18 protein-coding genes and 1 tRNA gene are annotated in these 17,828 nt (G+C 62.9%); 10 read left to right on the plus strand and 9 right to left on the minus strand.

The window, feature by feature from the left end:
* The first annotated feature begins 131 nt into the window (after positions 1-131).
* Positions 132-1,229, plus strand: coding sequence for a carboxynorspermidine decarboxylase (locus tag M1D78_RS04785; RefSeq protein WP_437420333.1), 1,098 nt, complete (start codon positions 132-134; stop codon positions 1,227-1,229).
* Between the two features lie 26 nt (positions 1,230-1,255).
* Positions 1,256-2,500: a saccharopine dehydrogenase family protein gene (locus M1D78_RS04790; RefSeq protein WP_437420332.1), complete on the plus strand. Its 1,245-nt coding sequence runs from the start codon at positions 1,256-1,258 to the stop codon at positions 2,498-2,500.
* A 63-nt stretch (positions 2,501-2,563) separates the two neighbouring features.
* Here M1D78_RS04790 and M1D78_RS04795 read toward each other — a convergent pair whose 3' ends face one another.
* The 3 genes from M1D78_RS04795 to M1D78_RS04805 are packed head-to-tail and all read right to left on the minus strand — an operon-like array spanning position 2,564 to position 5,590.
* Positions 2,564-3,871, minus strand: coding sequence for a CitMHS family transporter (locus tag M1D78_RS04795; RefSeq protein WP_437420331.1), 1,308 nt, complete (start codon positions 3,869-3,871; stop codon positions 2,564-2,566).
* Positions 3,872-3,920: 49 nt separating this feature from the next.
* A complete protein-coding gene (locus tag M1D78_RS04800; RefSeq protein ID WP_437420330.1) occupies positions 3,921-4,241 on the minus strand; it encodes an AtuA-related protein in 321 nt (106 codons plus the stop codon).
* Entirely contained in the window at positions 4,241-5,590 is a 1,350-nt protein-coding gene (locus tag M1D78_RS04805) for an acyclic terpene utilization AtuA family protein (protein WP_437420329.1), read from the minus strand. Before M1D78_RS04805 ends, M1D78_RS04800 begins: the two co-directional genes overlap by 1 nt.
* 109 nt (positions 5,591-5,699) lie before the next feature.
* Between M1D78_RS04805 and M1D78_RS04810 the strand changes: the two genes are divergently transcribed.
* From M1D78_RS04810 to rimI, 4 genes are all read left to right on the plus strand, one after another.
* A complete protein-coding gene (locus M1D78_RS04810) occupies positions 5,700-6,632 on the plus strand; it encodes a LysR family transcriptional regulator (RefSeq protein ID WP_437420328.1) in 933 nt (310 codons plus the stop codon).
* Between the two features lie 302 nt (positions 6,633-6,934).
* Positions 6,935-8,482 carry a 2-isopropylmalate synthase gene (locus M1D78_RS04815; RefSeq protein WP_437420327.1) on the plus strand — a complete coding sequence of 516 codons (1,548 nt, stop codon included), beginning with the start codon at positions 6,935-6,937 and terminating at the stop codon, positions 8,480-8,482.
* Positions 8,479-9,306 carry an energy transducer TonB gene (locus tag M1D78_RS04820; RefSeq protein WP_437420326.1) on the plus strand — a complete coding sequence of 276 codons (828 nt, stop codon included), beginning with the start codon at positions 8,479-8,481 and terminating at the stop codon, positions 9,304-9,306. The genes M1D78_RS04815 and M1D78_RS04820 overlap by 4 nt, the downstream gene beginning before the upstream one ends.
* An 8-nt stretch (positions 9,307-9,314) precedes the next feature.
* Positions 9,315-9,767 carry a ribosomal protein S18-alanine N-acetyltransferase gene (rimI, locus tag M1D78_RS04825; RefSeq protein ID WP_437420325.1) on the plus strand — a complete coding sequence of 151 codons (453 nt, stop codon included), beginning with the start codon at positions 9,315-9,317 and terminating at the stop codon, positions 9,765-9,767.
* Between the two features lie 48 nt (positions 9,768-9,815).
* Here rimI and M1D78_RS04830 read toward each other — a convergent pair whose 3' ends face one another.
* Positions 9,816-10,352, minus strand: a complete 537-nt coding sequence (locus M1D78_RS04830) for a hypothetical protein (protein ID WP_437420324.1) — start codon at positions 10,350-10,352, stop codon at positions 9,816-9,818.
* 176 nt (positions 10,353-10,528) lie between these two features.
* Between M1D78_RS04830 and otsB the strand changes: the two genes are divergently transcribed.
* The 4 genes from otsB (at position 10,529) to M1D78_RS04850 (ending at position 14,384) form a co-directional block, all read left to right on the plus strand.
* Entirely contained in the window at positions 10,529-11,305 is a 777-nt protein-coding gene (gene otsB, locus M1D78_RS04835) for a trehalose-phosphatase (protein ID WP_437420323.1), read from the plus strand.
* Between the two features lie 14 nt (positions 11,306-11,319).
* Positions 11,320-12,729 (plus strand): alpha,alpha-trehalose-phosphate synthase (UDP-forming), encoded by a 1,410-nt coding sequence (gene otsA, locus M1D78_RS04840; protein ID WP_437420322.1) that lies wholly within the window; start codon positions 11,320-11,322, stop codon positions 12,727-12,729.
* Between the two features lie 81 nt (positions 12,730-12,810).
* Positions 12,811-13,458 carry a carbonate dehydratase gene (can, locus tag M1D78_RS04845; protein ID WP_437420321.1) on the plus strand — a complete coding sequence of 216 codons (648 nt, stop codon included), beginning with the start codon at positions 12,811-12,813 and terminating at the stop codon, positions 13,456-13,458.
* Complete coding sequence (locus tag M1D78_RS04850) at positions 13,458-14,384, plus strand: DMT family transporter (protein WP_437420320.1); 927 nt, start codon at positions 13,458-13,460, stop codon at positions 14,382-14,384. The genes can and M1D78_RS04850 overlap by 1 nt, the downstream gene beginning before the upstream one ends.
* A 162-nt stretch (positions 14,385-14,546) precedes the next feature.
* Here M1D78_RS04850 and M1D78_RS04855 read toward each other — a convergent pair whose 3' ends face one another.
* The 5 genes from M1D78_RS04855 to M1D78_RS04875 all read right to left on the minus strand — a co-directional run bounded on the left by M1D78_RS04855 (position 14,547) and on the right by M1D78_RS04875 (position 17,769).
* Positions 14,547-14,939, minus strand: coding sequence for a VOC family protein (locus tag M1D78_RS04855; protein WP_437420393.1), 393 nt, complete (start codon positions 14,937-14,939; stop codon positions 14,547-14,549).
* Positions 14,940-15,216: 277 nt separating this feature from the next.
* Entirely contained in the window at positions 15,217-15,444 is a 228-nt protein-coding gene (locus M1D78_RS04860; RefSeq protein WP_437420319.1) for a hypothetical protein, read from the minus strand.
* A gap of 75 nt (positions 15,445-15,519) precedes the next feature.
* A tRNA-Met gene (locus M1D78_RS04865) sits at positions 15,520-15,596 on the minus strand.
* Between the two features lie 117 nt (positions 15,597-15,713).
* On the minus strand, positions 15,714-16,514 hold the full coding sequence (gene dkgB / locus M1D78_RS04870) for a 2,5-didehydrogluconate reductase DkgB (protein WP_437420318.1): 801 nt from the start codon (positions 16,512-16,514) through the stop codon (positions 15,714-15,716).
* Positions 16,515-16,545: 31 nt separating this feature from the next.
* Positions 16,546-17,769 carry an MFS transporter gene (locus tag M1D78_RS04875; protein WP_437420317.1) on the minus strand — a complete coding sequence of 408 codons (1,224 nt, stop codon included), beginning with the start codon at positions 17,767-17,769 and terminating at the stop codon, positions 16,546-16,548.
* Between the last annotated feature and the right edge of the window lie 59 nt (positions 17,770-17,828).

Here is a 17,828-nt window from a genome sequence, read left to right on the forward strand (position 1 = left end):
GGACGTCTTTCAATGGTGACGAAGTGTTGAAAATCTATTTCGATCTGCTTCCGTAATCGGCACAATTCGCCGCTTTTGCAAACGGGGAGCTGGCGGCTCCTGGCAGCAAACTACCTTGGGGGCACGTAGACATGATCAAGACGCCGTACTACCTCATCGACAAACAGAAGCTGCTGGGCAATCTCGAGAAGATCGCCTACGTGCGCAAACAGTCCGGCGCGAAGGCGTTGCTGGCTCTCAAGTGCTTCGCCACCTGGTCGGTGTTCGACCTCATGCAGCAATACATGGACGGCACCACTTCGTCCTCGCTGTACGAGCTCAAGCTCGGTCGGCAGAAGTTCGCGGGCGAAACCCATGCCTACAGCGTGGCCTGGGCCGACGACGAGATCAAAGAGATGGTCGCCAATTGCGACAAGATCATCTTCAACTCCATCGGGCAGCTGGAGCGCTTCGAAGCGGGCACCGAGGGCACCATTCGCGGCCTGCGCGTCAATCCGCAGGTGAGCAGCTCCGACTACCTGCTGGCCGACCCGGCACGCCCGTTCAGCCGCCTGGGCGAGCATGATCCGACGAAGATCGAGGCGGTGATCGGCAAGATCAGCGGCTTCATGTTCCACAACAACTGTGAGAACGCGAGCTTCGAGCTGTTCGACCAGATGCTGACAACCATCGAGGAGCGCTTCGGCCATCTGCTGGAAAAAGTGGAGTGGGTCAGCCTCGGCGGTGGCATCCACTTCACCGGCGAAGGCTACCCGCTCGATGCCTTCTGCGCACGGCTGAAGGCGTTCTCGGAAAAGTTCGGCGTACAGGTCTACCTGGAGCCCGGCGAAGCGGCGATCACCATGAGCGCCTCGCTGGAAGTCACGGTGCTCGACACCCTGTACAACGGCAAGAACCTCGCGGTGGTCGACAGCTCCATCGAGGCGCACATGCTCGACCTGCTGATCTACCGCCTCAACGCCAAGATGGCGCCCAACGACGGCGAGCACAGCTACATGGTGTGCGGCAAATCCTGTCTGGCCGGCGACATCTTCGGCGAGTACCAATTCGATCGTCCGCTGGCCATCGGCGATCGGCTGTCGTTCATCGACGCGGCAGGCTACACCATGGTCAAAAAAAACTGGTTCAACGGCCTGAAAATGCCGTCCATCGTGGTAAAGCAGCTCGACGGCAGCGTCGAGGTGGTTCGTGAGTTCGACTTTAACGATTACCTGTCCAGCCTTTCCTAAGGCCACAGTACAAGGGGGTGAAACAATTGAAGAAAAACGTTCTTATCATTGGTGCAGGAGGTGTTGCCAAGGTGGTGGCCCACAAGTGCGCGCAGCACAACGACGAACTCGGTCGTATTGCTATCGCGTCGCGCAGCATCTCCAAATGCCAGGCCATCATCGACAGCGTTCAGGCCAAGGGCGGGCTGAAGCAGCCCGGCGACATCAAGGCTTATGCGCTGGACGCTTTGGACGTGGAAGCGACCAAAGCACTGATTCGCGAAACTGAATCGCAGATCGTCATCAATGTCGGCTCAGCCTTCTTGAATATGGCCGTGCTGCGCGCGTGTATCGAAACCGGCGCCGCGTATCTCGACACCGCCATTCACGAAGAGCCGAACAAGATTTGTGAAACGCCGCCGTGGTATGGCAACTACGAGTGGAAGCACCTGGCCGAGTGTCAGGAGAAGGGCATCACCGCCATCCTCGGTGCCGGCTTCGACCCCGGCGTGGTTAACGCTTACGCTGCCCTGGCGCAGCAGGAATACTTCGACAAGATCGAGTCGATCGACATCCTCGACGTCAACGCCGGTTCCCACGGCAAGTATTTCGCCACCAATTTCGACCCGGAAATCAACTTCCGCGAATTCACCGGCCAGGTGTACAGCTGGCAGAACAGCCAGTGGACGACCAACCGCATGTTCGAGGTCAAACGCACCGACGACCTGCCGGTTGTGGGCGAACAAAACCTCTACCTGACCGGGCATGACGAGGTGCACTCACTCTCCAAGCACCTCGACGTACCGAACGTCCGCTTCTGGATGAGTTTCGGTGATCACTACATCAACGTCTTCACCGTGCTGAAGAACCTCGGTCTGCTCTCCGAGCAGCCGGTGCGCACGGCCGAAGGGCTTGAAGTCGTGCCGCTCAAGGTCGTCAAAGCCGTACTGCCCGATCCCGCCTCGCTGGCGCCGGGCTACACCGGCAAGACCTGCATCGGCGATCTGGTCAAGGGCACCAAGGACGGGCAGCCGCGCGAGCTGTTCATCTATAACGTCGCCGACCACGAAGAGGCCTACGCCGAGACCGACAGCCAGGGCATCTCCTACACCGCTGGCGTGCCGCCGGTCGCCGCCGCGCTCCTGATCGCCCGTGGCGAGTGGGATGCCAAGCGCATGGTCAACGTCGAAGAGCTGCCGGCCCAGCCGTTCCTTAAGTTGCTCGATGTGATGGGGCTGCCAACCCGGATTAAAGACGAGCACGGCGACCGGGCGTGGGATCAGGCTCTCTGATTCCTCTCTGCTGAATGAAAAAAGGATCGCCTCGGCGATCCTTTTTTCGTTTCAGACCTAACCTCAGACCGTGACCACGCCGAACAGCACGGCCGTTGCGAGCATCACCAAGCTGATGCCCCAGGCCCACAGCACGGTGTAGCGAATGTGCTTGTACAGCTCGACACCGGCCAGGCCGATGGCCAGGTAAACGCTCGGCACCACCGGGCTGATGCCGAAGCCGGTGTTCTCACCGATCAGCATGGCGCTGGCCACGGCTTGGGCATCGACACCCGCAGCCACGGCAACGTCGCGAATCACCGGCAGCAGGGCGAAGTAGTAGGCGTCCGGCGAGAACAGCATGCCCAGCGGCACGCCGAAGGCCCCGATGATCAAGTGCAGCCAGTTGGCCGAGCCTTCGGGCAGCACGTTGATCATCCAGTGCGCCATACCGTCGGACATGCCGGCGCCGGACAGCACGCCGAGCAGGATGCCGGCCGCAAGCATCACCAGGGCCATCTGCATGGCATCGCTGGCATGGCGCAAGACGGCCTGGTTCTGCTCCGCCAGGCTCGGGTAGTTCAGCACCAGGGCGACGCCTAGGCCGACCATGAAGCAGGCGAACAGCGGAAAGGCGCCAGTGAACAGGCAGACGAGGATGATCAGGGTCAGCGCCAGGTTGGCCCAGTAGCGCCAGTTCATTGGGCTCAGCTGACGGCTGTCGTCGCCAGCTTCAGCAGTCTGCGCGGCTTGGTGGCCGGCGACCACGCCATGGCCATGGAAGCTGCGCTGGGCACGCAGGCCAAGGAATACCGCCAGCGCCATGACCAGTGCCAGGCCTACCGCCTGCACGGGAATCAGCGAGACCCACAGCAGCGAGGCGTCGATGCCGGTCACCGCCGAGGCGCGTGCGGTGGTGCCGCCCCAAGGCACCATGTTCATCACCCCGGCGCTGAGCACCACCAGGCAAAGGAGCATTTCTCGCTTCATGCCCAAGCGCAGATACAGCGGCAGCAGAGCCGGAATCACCAGCAGGAAGGTGGCTGCACCGATACCGTCCAGGTGGGTCACCGCCGTCACCGCGACAGTGACCACCGCTACCGCCAGCGGCTTGCCGCCGGTGCTGCGCAGCAGGAAGTTGACCAGCGGCGCGAACAGGCCACGCTCGCGCATGACGCCGAAGTAGAGGATGGCGAAGATGAACAGCGTGGCTGTTGGAGCCACGGCTTTCAGTCCCTCGGTGATGAACTTGCCGATTTCCCCCAGGCCGAAACCGGCGAGGGCGCTGGCGATCACCGGCAGAGTGACGAAGGCGACCAGCGGGCTGATCCGGCGCAGCAGGATCAGGGTGACGATGAGAAACATCAGGCCGAAGCCCAGGGCGGTGATCATGTCGATCTCTCCGGTGTTGTTATTGTTGGAGACAGGGTGAAATGGCGGCTCAGTCCGGAGGCGGCAGCCTCAGGCCGAGCAGCGCGTAACTCAGGCTCTTGCCGTGACGGTCCAGCCCGGGGCTGGCGTTGACGCCACCTTCCAGTGCGTGCTCTACCACGAAGTTGAGGCCGCCCAGATTCGGCAGCTCGTAGCGTTTCACCGTGCCGATGGCGCGGTGGTTCAGGCAGCCGGCGACTCGGTCGCAGGTCAGCTCACGGGCCAGCCAGGCATAGTGCTCGGCGGCGAAGGCGAACACCGCCACGCTCAGGGTGTTGCCCTTGTCGCCAGCGCGGGCGTGGGCGTAGTCGCACAGCAGTACGTCGGTCATCAGAACCACTCCAGTCGTTGCCGCACCGCGGTGCGCTCGATAAAGAAACTGGCGGTGCCGAGGGATTCGCCGATATGCCGGCGTACGCCGCCACCGCCGGCGGGGCCGTTGGTGTAGAGCGATTCGGCATCGAGCAGCAGGCGTTCCAACAGGGCCTTGTCGCGATCCAGGAAGCTGATGCGCAGGCGCACGTCCTGGCAATCGACCGCTTGAGTCAGGCGCTGCTGAAGCCACTGACCGCCAGCGTCGTTGAACAGGCTGGCGACGCCGATCACATCGATCCACGGCGTGAGCTGCGGCGCCAGCTTGGCGCAGCGTTGCTTCAGGATGTCGCGCGCCAACGCGGCCCGAGCCACGGCGCCAGGGCCTGCGTAGGAAATCTCCGCTTCGGCGAACCACTTGCCGCGCAGGCCGACCAGCCCCTTGAGGTGCTTCGGCTGCGGTTTGCCGCGCACGCCCTCGACCGCCACCTGATCGCTTGCGACCTGCCGGACACGCACCTGGCTCAGGTCCATGACCACGTCCGGCGTCAGGTAGCTGGCCGGGTCGTGCACCTCGTAGAGCAGTTGTTCCTTGACCGTGCGTTCGGTGACGCAACCTCCGGTGCCAGCCGCCTTGCCGATGACGATCTGCCCATCGGCCGTGACGCTGGCGATGGGGCAGCCGACATTGGCCAGGTCCGGTACGTCTTTCAGGCCGGGATGAGCGAAGTAGCCGCCGCTGACCTGGGTACAGCATTCGAGCAAATGACCGACTGCCGTGGCCTGGGCGATGCGGTCCCAGTCATCGGCCTGCCAGCCGAAAGCATGGCGCAGCGGTCCGACCGCCAGGCTGGGGTCGGCGACACGGCCACAGAGGACGATGTCAGCGCCTTGATCCAGCGCCTGGACGATGCCACCGGCACCGCTGTAGACATTGACTGAGACCACCTCGCCATCGAGTTGCGCGGGCAGCCACTGCTGCAGATTGATGCCGCTGTCGAGCAGGTCGTCACCCAGTACGCAGGCGATGCGCGCCGAAGCGTGTCGCGTGCCCTGCAACTGCTGACGCAGGCGTGTGGCGGCGGCGGTGGGGTTGGCAGCGCCGCCGTTGGTGACGATGGCGATGCCGGCATCCAAGCAGGTCTCCAGCACCGGTTCGAGAAAGTCGAACAGGCGCAGGGCGTAGCCGCTCTGGACATCGTTGAGACGACGCAGTTGGGCTTCGGCCAGGGTGCGCTCGGCCAGCAGTTCGAAGAACAGGAAGCGTCGGCCGTCGCGACCGGCGAGGTCGTTGGCCAGCGCCAGCGCGGCATCGGGGCGATCATTGGCGAAGCCCGCGCCGCACCCGATATGAGCTGTTGTGGTCATTGTCGATCCATTTACGGTCAGGTATGCAGCCAGGGTGATGCCTGTGGATTTAGTTGTGAATTCGAAATGTGATATGAATTGATAAGAGAATTTTATAAGTTGCCGAGCTATGGACATCAGCTTTCGCCAGCTTCAGGCCTTCGTCCTGATTGCCGAACACCGCAGTTTCAGTCGCGCCGCCGAGCAGGTTCATCTGTCACAGCCGGCGCTTAGCTACAGCCTGCGCAAGCTCGAAGACGCCCTCGGCTTGTCGCTGCTGGCGCGCAACACGCGCAGCGTGGAGCTGACCGCCGCCGGCCTGCGTTTTCTCGAACAGGCTCGCCGCCTGTTGCGTGACATGGACAACGCCGTGCACGACGCGCATGAGCAACTGCATCTGGAGAGTGGTTCGCTGCGCATCGCTGTGTTGCCGTCCGTGGCCATCGAGCCTCTGCCACGGGTGTTGCAGGAATACCGGCGGCGCTATCCCGGTATCGACATCAGCCTGCACGACGGTCGCGCCGGGGAAATCCGCCAGTGGGTGAGTGCGGCCGAGGTGGATTTCGCCATCACCTCGGCGGCCGACGACCTCGGCGCGCTGGATTTCCAGCCGCTGTACGACGACAGCCTAGTGCTGCTGGTACGCGGCCACGAGCGCCTGCGCGGCAAAGCGTTGCTCGCAGCGCTACGTGAGCAGGACTACATCGCCACCACCCGCGATACCAGCCTGCGCGGCATGGCCGATGAAACTCTGCTCCGTATGGGATTGCTGCGCGATCCTGCCTGGGAAGTGGCGTACATGAGCAGCGCCGCCGCGCTGGCGCGTGCAGGATTGGGCTTCGCCCTGCTGCCGGCCAGCGTCGCAGATACCTTCAACGGCGACGGCAGCCTCGCCGTGCACCAGCTCGACGAGGCGCCTGCGCGCAGCATCGGCCTGCTGCAGCGCAAGCCGTGCTACCTAAGCCCGCCGGCGCAGGTCTTTGTCTCGCTGTTGCAACAGCAGGTGGGTGGGGCTTGGGGCATACCCACGACTACCGAGCCACGCAACGACTTCGGCTCTTGAGCCGATCGCGCTGGATAGCTCGAGTAAAGCGCCAATGTTCGCCTGACGCCATGCCGGCGGCGCTCGCGTCGTCACGCTCCGGGCCGACCTCGCCGCGCCGTCGAGCTGAGGAGCCACTCTTACCGCTACAGGGCAAGGTGGGCGATACCTCGGTGACTGACTTGCGGCGCCCACCCTGGTGCGCTTGGGGGCGTCCGCCGTGCAGCCTGCAGCTGCTCCTTCCCGCCCCGTCCATTTCACGCGACAATCCCCAGGCGACAAGCGCCCTGCCTGAGGCGCTCGGCAGCCGTGAGGACAGTCCTATGAGCAGCAACGACCGCGTCATCATTTTCGACACGACCCTACGCGACGGCGAGCAAAGCCCCGGTGCGTCCATGACTGGCGAAGAAAAACTGCGCATCGCCAAGGCGCTGGAGCGGCTGAAGGTGGACGTGATCGAGGCGGGCTTCGCGATCGCAAGCCCGGGTGACTTCGCCGCGGTGAAGGCCGTGGCTGACAACATCAAGGACAGCACTGTCTGCAGCCTGGCGCGTGCGGTGGATGCCGATATCGAGCGCGCCGCTGAAGCCTTGGCCGGCGCCAACTCCGGGCGCATCCACACCTTTATCGCCACCAGCCCGATCCATATGCAGTACAAGCTGCGCATGCAGCCGGATCAGGTGGTCGAGCAGGCGGTGCGTGCGGTGAAGAAGGCGCGCAGCCTGTGTGCTGACGTGGAATTCTCCTGCGAGGACGCCGGCCGCTCCGAGATCGACTTCCTCTGCCGCATCATCGAGGCCGCTATCGATGCCGGCGCGCGGACCATCAACATTCCGGACACCGTCGGCTATGCGATCCCGCACCAGTACGCCGATACCATTCGCCAGTTGCTCGAACGCATCCCCAATGCCGACAAAGCAGTCTTCTCCGTGCATTGCCACAACGACCTCGGCCTGGCCGTCGCCAACTCGCTGGCCGCAGTGGTCGCCGGTGCGCGCCAGGTGGAGTGCACCATCAACGGTCTTGGCGAGCGTGCCGGCAACGCCGCGCTGGAAGAAATCGTCATGGCGATCAAGACCCGTCAAGACCTGCTCGACGTGCACACCCGCATCGAGACCGAGCACATCCTCGCCGCCTCGCGCCTGGTCTCGGGCATCACTGGCTTTCCGGTGCAGCCGAACAAGGCGATTGTCGGCGCCAATGCCTTTGCGCATGAGTCCGGCATTCACCAGGACGGCGTGCTCAAGCACCGCGAGACGTACGAAATCATGTCCGCCCAATCGGTCGGCTGGAACGCCAACAAGATGGTCATGGGCAAGCATTCCGGGCGTGCGGCGTTCCGCTCCCGGCTCGAGGAGCTGGGCATCGTTCTGCCAGGAGAGGGTGAGCTGAACGCAGCCTTTGCGCGTTTCAAGGAACTGGCGGACAAGAAGCATGAAATCTTCGACGAAGACCTGCAGGCGCTCGTGTCCGACACGCTGGCTGAAGAGCTACCCGAGCATTTCCGGCTGGTGACGCTGGAAGTCGCGAGCAAGACTGGCGAGACGCCGGACGCGAAGATTGTGCTTAACGTGGCGGGCAGCGAGCGCCCGGCATCCGCCCAAGGTTCCGGGCCGGTCGATGCCACCTTCAAGGCCATCGAGTCGGTCGCCAGCTCTGGCGCCACGCTGCAGCTTTATTCGGTCAACGCCATCACCAAGGGCACCGACTCGCAAGGCGAGGTCACGGTGCGGCTGGAGAAGGGTGGGCGTATCGTCAACGGCAATGGTGCGGACACCGACATCGTCGTCGCGTCGGCCAAGGCTTATCTCAACGCGCTGAACCTCATGCAGGTTGGCGCCAAGGCGCATCCGCAGGTGGAAGGCGTTTGATCAGCGAACAGAGGCGCCGCGCCTATTTGGAGGCCATGCAGGTAGCCGTCTGGCTGCCACGCAGCGAATTGCCCTTTGCCGCTCCCTCCCGGCTGGAGCTGCTGCAATTCGAGAGCATGCCAGCCGAGCCGGCCCCGGCCCAGGTGCCGGTTCGACCTGCTGAGCAGCCGAGCAGGCCTGCTGCCCAGCCAGTGGAGGAGGCGGTCGCCGCATCGGCGAGTCCTGCAGCGGACGCCGTGCGAGCGGCCATGCAGCGTGTCGCCAAGCCCGATCCCAAGAAGCCGGTGGTGTCCGCCGACGAATCGCAAGGAGAGGCGACGGAGCAGCCCTCCATCGCACCGCCGCCTCGCTTTGCGTTGCAGTTGATGCGCGCAGGTAATGTGCTTCTACTGGTCGAATTGCCCACAGGCGAATCGTTCCAGAGCCGAGACCCGGCTTACATCCTGCTCAAAGACATCCTGCGAGCAGCGCGCCTGCCGGACAGCCCCCAGCAGGTCGGCGACGGTGAGCCGATTCGCTGGCCGCTGCTGCATCGCGGCAGCCTTGACCAGGGCGCCGACGCCGCACGCGATTACGTCCAAGGCGTCGTTGCCGCCGAGTTGGAAGGCATGGGTTGCGCCTGCCTCTGGCTGATTGGCGCGCCAGCGCTGCGCTTCGCCGGGGAAGTCGAGGCTGACGCCTGCTTCCGCGAACTGACTATTGAAGGGCTCGGGCCGGCGTTGACCATGCCTGGACTCGAGCAGCTGATGGAGCAGCCTGATAGCAAAGCACAGCTGTGGCAGGCCATGCGGCGTAGCATGCCGCGTTGGGTGATGGGCTTATGAGCGCCGTGATGAATGATGCAGTGAGCTTCCGCCCGATGACCCCGGCGGACCTCGAAACCGTGCTGAAAATTGAGTATGCGGCCTTCAGTCATCCGTGGACGCGCGGCATTTTTACCGATGCCCTGACGACCTACGAGTGCTGGGTCATGTTCGAGGGTGAACAGCAGGTTGGGCATGGCGTGATCAATGTGATCCTCGACGAAGCGCATCTGCTGAATATCACCGTCAAACCGCAAAGCCAGGGGCGCGGGCTCGGCTTGTGCCTGCTTGACCACCTCATGCAGCGAGCCCAGGCTCGCGGCGGCCGGGAGTGCTTTCTGGAAGTGCGCGCGAGCAATGCAGCAGCCTATCGGCTGTACGAGCGTTACGGATTCAATGAGGTGGGCCGGCGGCGCGGCTACTATCCGGCGGCCGATGGTCGTGAGGATGCGCTGGTGATGGCTTGTACGCTCATCGATTAGACGGCTAGCGGCCTCGCCAGTTGGGCAGGCCGCTGCCGGCCACAGTCGTTAAGGGGCCCTGTCACGACCAGAGTCGAGCGGGGCGTCGCCTTCCAGCTCGTTGTCATCCAGCACGTCGTCGTTCTCATGAAGAACGGCATCGCCGCCGCCTAACCCGGTGTCCGGGTCGCCATCGGCCGGACCATCCCACGGTTTGCCATCCAACGGGTCGTAGCGGGCCGCTTCGGCCTCGTCCAACTCCACGTCGGCGCCAATCTCATGCTCCGAGACGACACTCAGGTCCTGGTCTACCGGCCCCCCATGGCCGCGTTCGTGCGGCGACCGCGCGCCGTCGTCGGGAATCTGCGTTTCAGGCGCCAGGTCGTCCATCGTCGGCTGGCCGCCAGGCACTTCTCCGGTGGTCATCCCGGCCTCGGCTACGCGCTCCGGCGGGAATTCGTCTTCGAGCTCTTGCGCCGGGACTTCATCGCCAATCCGGCCTTTGCGGTCGTCGCGGTGCTGGTCAAAATCGAGCTGCTCGATAGAACCCATGCGGTCTTCGGTGTCGTCGATTTCCTGGGGTGTGTAGGGCTTGCGATCGTTCATGACAACCTCCTGCTTGAACCTTCGTCTTGCAGGTTGTGACCCGGCCCGGATAGGAAGATTCAGGCACGCCGCTAACCGGTCCGTATCGGCGGGAAGGGGACTGCATGCGGCAATGAGACGGCCGTTGGGCGGAAAAAAACGCGAACCACTGCCGTTGATCGGGAGTCTCACAACCCATGAGCAAACAAAACGATCTGCCTGCGCTAGCACCGCACCGCTGCGCCTTTTTCTTCGATGTGGATGGCACGCTTGCCGAGATCCAGCCACGCCCTGAACTCGTCTTCATCCCGCCCCGCTCACTGGCTGCATTGCGATACCTGCATGAGAGGGGCGTCCCGGTGGCCGTGGTGTCAGGACGCCCGATCGAACAGCTTGATGCGCTGCTACAACCACTGGTGCTACCGGCGGCTGGTGTGCACGGTGCGCAGCGACGCCCGGCCAGTGGAGCGATGCAAAACCTGGCGCTCGATGACCAGGTATTCGACGCCATTCAGCAAGAGTTGGCCGCTGCGTGTGCCGAACAGCCTGGCCTCGACCTGGAAAACAAGGGCGTCGCTTTCGCTCTGCATTTTCGCCAGGCACCGCATCTGGAAGACGTGGCCAGGTGGCTCGCCGAGGATTTCGTCAACCGCTATCGCGACGTACTGGCGCTGCAGCCAGGTAAATGCGTGTTCGAACTCAAGCCGCGCGGTGCCAGCAAGGGTGAGGTCATCCGCACCTTTATGCAGGAGCCGCCATTCGCCGATCACAGGCCGGTTTTCGTCGGCGATGACCTGACCGATGAAGCCGGTTTCGCCGTCGTCAATGAACTGGGTGGCGTCAGCATCAAGGTCGGCAGCGGCGAAACGGAGGCCACCGGCCGCCTCGAATCGGTTTCGGCGGTCGCCGACTGGCTCGACCAGCTGCAACAGGCCCTGTCCGAGCAGCGAGCACATCCAACACAACCAGACTGAAGCGAGAACTGCCCATGAGCCGACTAGTTGTGGTTTCCAACCGAGTAGCGCCAATCAAGGCGGGGAAGGTCGCCGCGGGCGGGCTTGCGGTCGGCGTCTACGATGCGTTGCGACAGGCCGGCGGCATCTGGTTCGGCTGGAGCGGCGACGTCAGCAGCACGCCGCAGACCAATACCGAGGTGGTCGGCAATATCACTTACGTGACGATGGGCCTGACCAAACAGGACTATGACCAGTATTACCGGGGCTTCTCCAACGCCACGCTGTGGCCGATCTTTCATTACCGCATCGACCTTGCCCGCTACAACCGCCAGGAATACGAAGGGTACAGACGGGTCAACGCCATGTTGGCGGAAAAACTTAAGCCGCTGCTCAAGCCCGACGACATCATCTGGATTCATGACTACCACCTGATTCCCTTCGCCGAGGCCTGCCGTCAACTTGGCATTCGTAACCGCATCGGCTTCTTCCTGCACATTCCTTTCCCGCCGCCGGAAATCCTTACCGTCATCCCGCCGCATAACGAGCTGCTCAAGACGCTGTGCTTCTACGACCTGATCGGCTTCCAGACCGAAACAGACCGTCTGGCCTTCCAGGACTACATGACTCGCGAAGTTCGCGGCATCCTCGAATCGGACGGCAGCCTAACGGCTTACGGGCAGAACTTCCGGGCTGGGGTGTACCCGATTGGCGTGGTGCCGGACGAGATCCAGCAGCTCGCTGAAACCGCGAAGGTGGGGCCACGGCATCAGCGGCGCACGACCGACGTGGCCCGCAAGAAGATCATCAGCGTAGACCGGCTCGACTATTCCAAGGGGCTGCTGGAGCGTTTCAGAGCGTACGAGGCCTTTCTGGAGCGTTACCCCGAGCACCGTCGCGCTGTCGATTTCATCCAGATTGCGCCCACTTCTCGCTCTGATGTGAAGACGTACCAGACCATCCGTCAGCAACTCGAAAGCCTGGCCGGGCACATCAATGGCTGGTTGTCGGACCTGGACTGGACGCCGCTTCATTACCTCAACAAGAGCCATGATCGTCGGACGCTGATGGGCCTGTTCCGTCAGGCCGACATTGGCTTCGTCACACCCCTGCGCGACGGCATGAACCTCGTCGCCAAGGAATATGTCGCCTCGCAAGACCCGGAAGACCCCGGCGTGCTGGTGCTCTCTCGTTTCGCCGGTGCGGCGCGCGAACTCACCTCCGCGCTGATCATCAACCCCTACGACTGCATCGGCATGGCCGAGGCGCTCGACCGAGCGATGCGCATGTCGCTGACCGAGCGTAAGGATCGTTACGAGCACATGATGCGTGCAATACGGGCGGCGGACCTCAATGCCTGGCGAGACAATTTCCTTAGAGATCTACGCGCGTTTTCATCCAGGCCGCGTGCAGAGGTGCCATCGAATCCCTTGTTCACGGTCTGAGCCGAGGGTGGTTGGGGCTCGCGTGCTTGTCAAAAACCCGAGCGGTTCGTAACGTGCGGGTCCGAATGTAAGGGGCAGGCGATGAGCAACGATCTTCAACAGCTGTTCGATAACAATGCGCGCTGGGCCGAGGCCATCCTTGACGAGGATCCTGAGTTCTTCACCAAGCTGGCCAAGCAGCAGGTCCCCGAATACCTCTGGATCGGCTGCTCGGACGCCCGAGTGCCCGCCAATGAAATCGTCGGCATGTTGCCCGGTGATCTGTTCGTGCACCGCAATGTCGCCAATGTCGTGCTGCACACCGATCTCAATTGCCTGTCGGTGATCCAGTACGCGGTGGACGTGCTGAAGGTGAAGCACATCCTCGTCACCGGCCACTATGGTTGCGGCGGCGTGCGCGCCTCGATGCGGGACGACCAGCTGGGTCTCATCGACGGCTGGCTGCGTACTATCCGCGACCTTTACTACGAGCACCGTGACCATTTGGCTGGCTTTCCCAACGAGGAGGCGCGGGTCGACCGGCTGTGCGAGCTCAACGTCATCCAGCAGGTCGCCAACGTCAGCCACACCGGCATCGTCCAGAATGCGTGGCACCGCGGCCAGCCGCTGTCGGTGCATGGCTGCATCTATGGCATCAAAGACGGCATCTGGAAGAATCTCAACGTCACCGTCAGCGGGCTTGACCAGCTGCCCCCGCAGTATCGCCTGCGCCCGAACCGAGCCGTTTGATGCGAGGCCATCAGGGATGGGCCTTTGGTGGCCTGCTATTGGCGGTGCTCTGCTGGAGCGGCAATGCACTCGTGGCGCGCGCGTTTCACGACGCCATACCGCCGCTGACCCTGGCGTTCTGGCGCTGGGTCTTGGCGACTTGCCTGCTCCTGCCCTTTGTGGCGCGCTCGATCTGGGCCCATCGCGCCACGCTTCGTGCTGCAGGCTGGCGCCTGCCAGTCGTCGCCGCGCTGGGTGTCAGCAGCTACAACTCACTGCTCTACACTGCAGCGCAGAGCACCGAAGCGATCAACCTGACGTTGGTTAACACCTGTCTGCCGCTGTTTACTTTCATTGGCGGCGGGCTGCTCCTGGGGGAGTGGCCCGCGCGCCGCGCCTGGTTCGGCATGCTGATCGCCGCAGGCGGCCTCGTTTACCTGATCAGCCGCGGTAGCTGGGTGGCTTTCACCGGCTTGGCATTCCAGGCTGGCGATCTGATCATGCTCGTGGCGGTACTGGTCTGGGCGCTCTACACGCTGTCATTGCGGCGCTGGGCCAGCTTTCTGCAACTGCCACCGCTTACCTTGCTCGGCGTGCTGATGGCGCTGGGCACGCCCCTTATCCTGCCGTTTTACCTGCTCGAGCTCGCCCGTGTCGGCGGCTTTACACCAAGCCTGGCTAACCTCTCGGTGATCGCCTATACCGCGATATTCGCCTCGCTGGTCGCCTACCTGTCTTGGAATCATGGCGTGAAAACCGTCGGCGCCGCCCGGGCGGCAATGGCTACCTACCTCATGCCGGTGTTCACTGCAATTCTTGGCTGGCTGCTGCTGGGAGAAGGCCTGAAGACGTTCCACTGGATCGGCGGCGGTCTGATCTTCGCCGGGTTGTTGCTGGCGACCCGCACCACAGCTTGCAGCGCAACGGCACAACAGGCGAAACAATAAGGCAAAGGCTTACAAGGCTGACCCTGCGTGCCGGGGGCGACCGGAGCGAGATGATGCGAGACGTTCCGCGTTGTTTCGTCAGTACACCGAATGCCCCGCTTGAGGATTGCTTGGCCGTTCAGGCTCACGCCGAACGTGGGTCGTGTGGCGCCGGGTTGACGCTTAGGGAGCGCGATAGATGGCGCACAGTTTGTTGCCGTCGGGGTCGCGAACATAGCCCAGATGCATTGCGCCCAGGCTGCTTTCGCGCAAGCCCGGCGGGTCTTCGCAGCTGGTGCCTCCGTGGGCGACCGCGACGTCGTGAAATTCCTGTACCTGCTCGGGTGAGCTGCATTTGAAGCCGATCGTACCGCCGTTCGCGACGGTGGCTTCTTCACCGTTGATAGGTTCAGTGACGCCGAACAAGCTGCCGTCGTGCCGGTAGAAGAGGCGGGTATGCCCGGTGGGGCCGGTGTTTCGGATCGGCTCGCCAGCACCGAGCACGCCGAGTACTGCATCGTAGAACCGCTTCGACCGTTCGAGATCATTCGAACCGACCATCACATGGTTGAGCATAAGGGCCTCGCTACGTGGTTTTGGATGAACAGTATGGGTGCCGAACTGTAGCACCGGCACGAAGAGGGCCGCCAAGACTCGCGCAACCATTCATGTACGGCTGGTAAGTCAAAAGCAGAACGGTCGAGCGCTTCTTCATTTCACGCGCTGGCGCTCGTGCATTGCTTTCCATGTGCAGACAGGCCCATTCCGCGAGTAAACATTGGGGGCAAGTGAAGTGGAAAACGGACACTTATTTTCGAGTAACGATGCGCTAGTAGCGCCCTGCAATGGTTCCCTAACCTTGCTTCCCCGCCCACGGCACAAGGATCTGCAAATCCCCAACCAGCAGCTGCGCCGCCACCATCCAGACCACCGCACCCATCAACCCCAACGACAGGTGCCCGACAACGATGCCGATGGCGATCTGTTTCCAAAGCCCGGCGTATTGATTGGATTGGGTTGCTGAGGTGGTGCGGTAGGGCGTTTCGCGCTCGGCGCGGATGTTGTCGAAGCTGTCTCTCATGGTGCTCTCGGTGCGGTTGGCTAAACGGCAGGCACAAAAAAAGGGTTCAGCTTTCGCTGAACCCTTTCTTGAATTTGGTGGCTACGCAGGGACTTGAACCCCGGACCCCAGCATTATGAATGCTATGCTCTAACCAACTGAGCTACGTAGCCAAGTGGCGCGCATTATTCGCGCCGCGCGGTTGTGTGTCAACCCTCCTGATGCGCTTTTTCTACCTGCTTTTTCAAATGCTTATGCCGCCGGTCCGGCGGTTGCCGGTGCGCTGTCGATCAGTCCCATTTTGGCGCGAATCCGGGGTTGGCCAGGCGCTCGTTACGGTCCAGCTCGGCGATCTGTTGCATCTCTCCGTCCATCAGCCGCAGCTTCTGCGCCTCGAGGTTGGCGGCGAGGTTCTCGCGCTTGGTGGAGGAGGGGATAACGGCGAAGCCCTGTTGCAGTAGCCAGGCGAGGGCGACCTGCGCGGGGCTGGCGTTGTGGGCTTCGCCGATGCGTTGCAGCACCTCGTCCTGCATCACCTTGCCGTAGGCGAGCGGCATGTAAGCGGTGATGTGGATGCCCTGGCTGCGGGCGAACTCGATGACCTTGCGGTTCTGCAGGAAGGGATGCACCTCGACTTGGTTGGTGGCGATGTTCTCGGCACCGATGGCGTCGATGGCCTGGTGCATATGGCTGATGGTGAAGTTGGAGATGCCGATGGCGCGGGTCAGGCCTCGCTGCTTGGCGTCCAGCATCCTGGCTAGGTAGTCGGCGACTGCCAGTTCATCGTTGGGCGACGGCCAGTGCACCAGGGTGAGGTCGACCTGTTCCATGCGCAGTTTGCTCAGGCTTTCCTCAAGGCTGGGGATCAGGCGGTCGGCGCTGAGGTTGCTCGTCCAGACCTTGGTGGTCACGAATAGCTCGTTGCGCGGGATGCCGCTCTCTGCAATGGCTTGGCCGACTTCCGCTTCGTTGTCGTAGATCTGCGCGGTGTCGATGTGGCGGTAGCCGAGTTCGAGGCCCATCTTCACTGAGTCGATGACTTGCTGACCCTTGAGGCGGAAGGTGCCGAGGCCGAATGCAGGAATGGTCATTGAGCGTTCTCCTGTAGGTTCTTTGATGAAGTCACTGCGAGGCGGTAAGCACTGGCTCGTGCGTATCTGTACCTGGGGTATGGGCTGGTGCTGTACCGGCCTTGCGATCCAGGTGGCCGCTCCAGTAGGTGAGCGTCAGGGCAGCCAGCACCACCAGCGAGCCGATCCAAGCGGTATGGATGAGACCCATGGAGGCGACGATATGTCCGCCGAGCCATGCCCCACCGGCAATGCCGAGGTTGAAAGCGGCGATGTTCAGGCCTGAGGCGACGTCCACAGCCTTCGGTGTGTAGTGCTCGGCCTGGCGCACCACGTAGACCTGCAAGCCGGGCACGTTGCCGAAGGCCACGACGCCCCAGAGCAGTACGGTGGCCAGCGCCAGCCAGGGATTGCCGGCGGTGAAGGAGAGGGCGAACAGCACGACCGCTAGGAGCGTGAAGATCAGTTTGAGCGCGCTGATCGGCCCGCGGCGGTCGGCCAGTTTGCCGCCCCAGATGTTGCCCACAGCCACCGAGACACCATAGACAAGCAGAACCAGGCTCACCGCGCCTTCACCAAAGCCGCTGATTTCTTGCAGGATCGGCGCGAGGAAGGTGAACGCGATAAAGGTGCCGCCGTAGCCGATCGCGGTCATGGCATAGACCAGGAGCAGGCGGGGTTGTTTCAGTACGGCCAGCTGCTGGACGAGGGAAGCGGGTTTGCTGTGCTGAATGTTGCGCGGCACGAAGAGCAGGCTGCCAATGAAGGCGATCACGCCGAGCAGCGACACCGCGAGAAAGGTCTCCCGCCAGCCGAACTGCTGGCCAATGAAGGTACCGAGCGGTACGCCGGTGACCAGCGCGACAGTGAGCCCAGTGAACATGATGGCAATGGCGCTCGCGGCTTTTTCTTTCGAGACCAGACTGGTGGCGATGGTCGAGCCGATGGAGAAGAACACGCCATGGGCGAGGCCGGTGACGATGCGCGCCAGTATCAACGACTCGTAGCCCGGCGCCTGCCAGGCTAGCAGGTTGCCGGCGGTGAAGAGCACCATCAACGACAGCAGCAACAGCTTGCGAGGGACCTTGCCGGTCAGGGCGGTAAGCAGCGGGGCGCCGACCGCGACGCCCAAGGCGTAGAGGCTGACCAGCAGCCCGGCCGAGGGCAGGCTGACGCCGAGGTCTCCGGCAATGGTGGGGATGAGGCCGACGATGACGAACTCCGTCGTGCCGATGGCGAATGCGCTGAGGGTTAGCGCGAACAAAGCGATGGGCATGGGATGAAACTCCGGTTGGATTGCATGGCGCGCAGTGTCTACCGCAGACTCATGCGGAA

This window comes from Pseudomonas sp. SA195 (assembly GCF_054131565.1).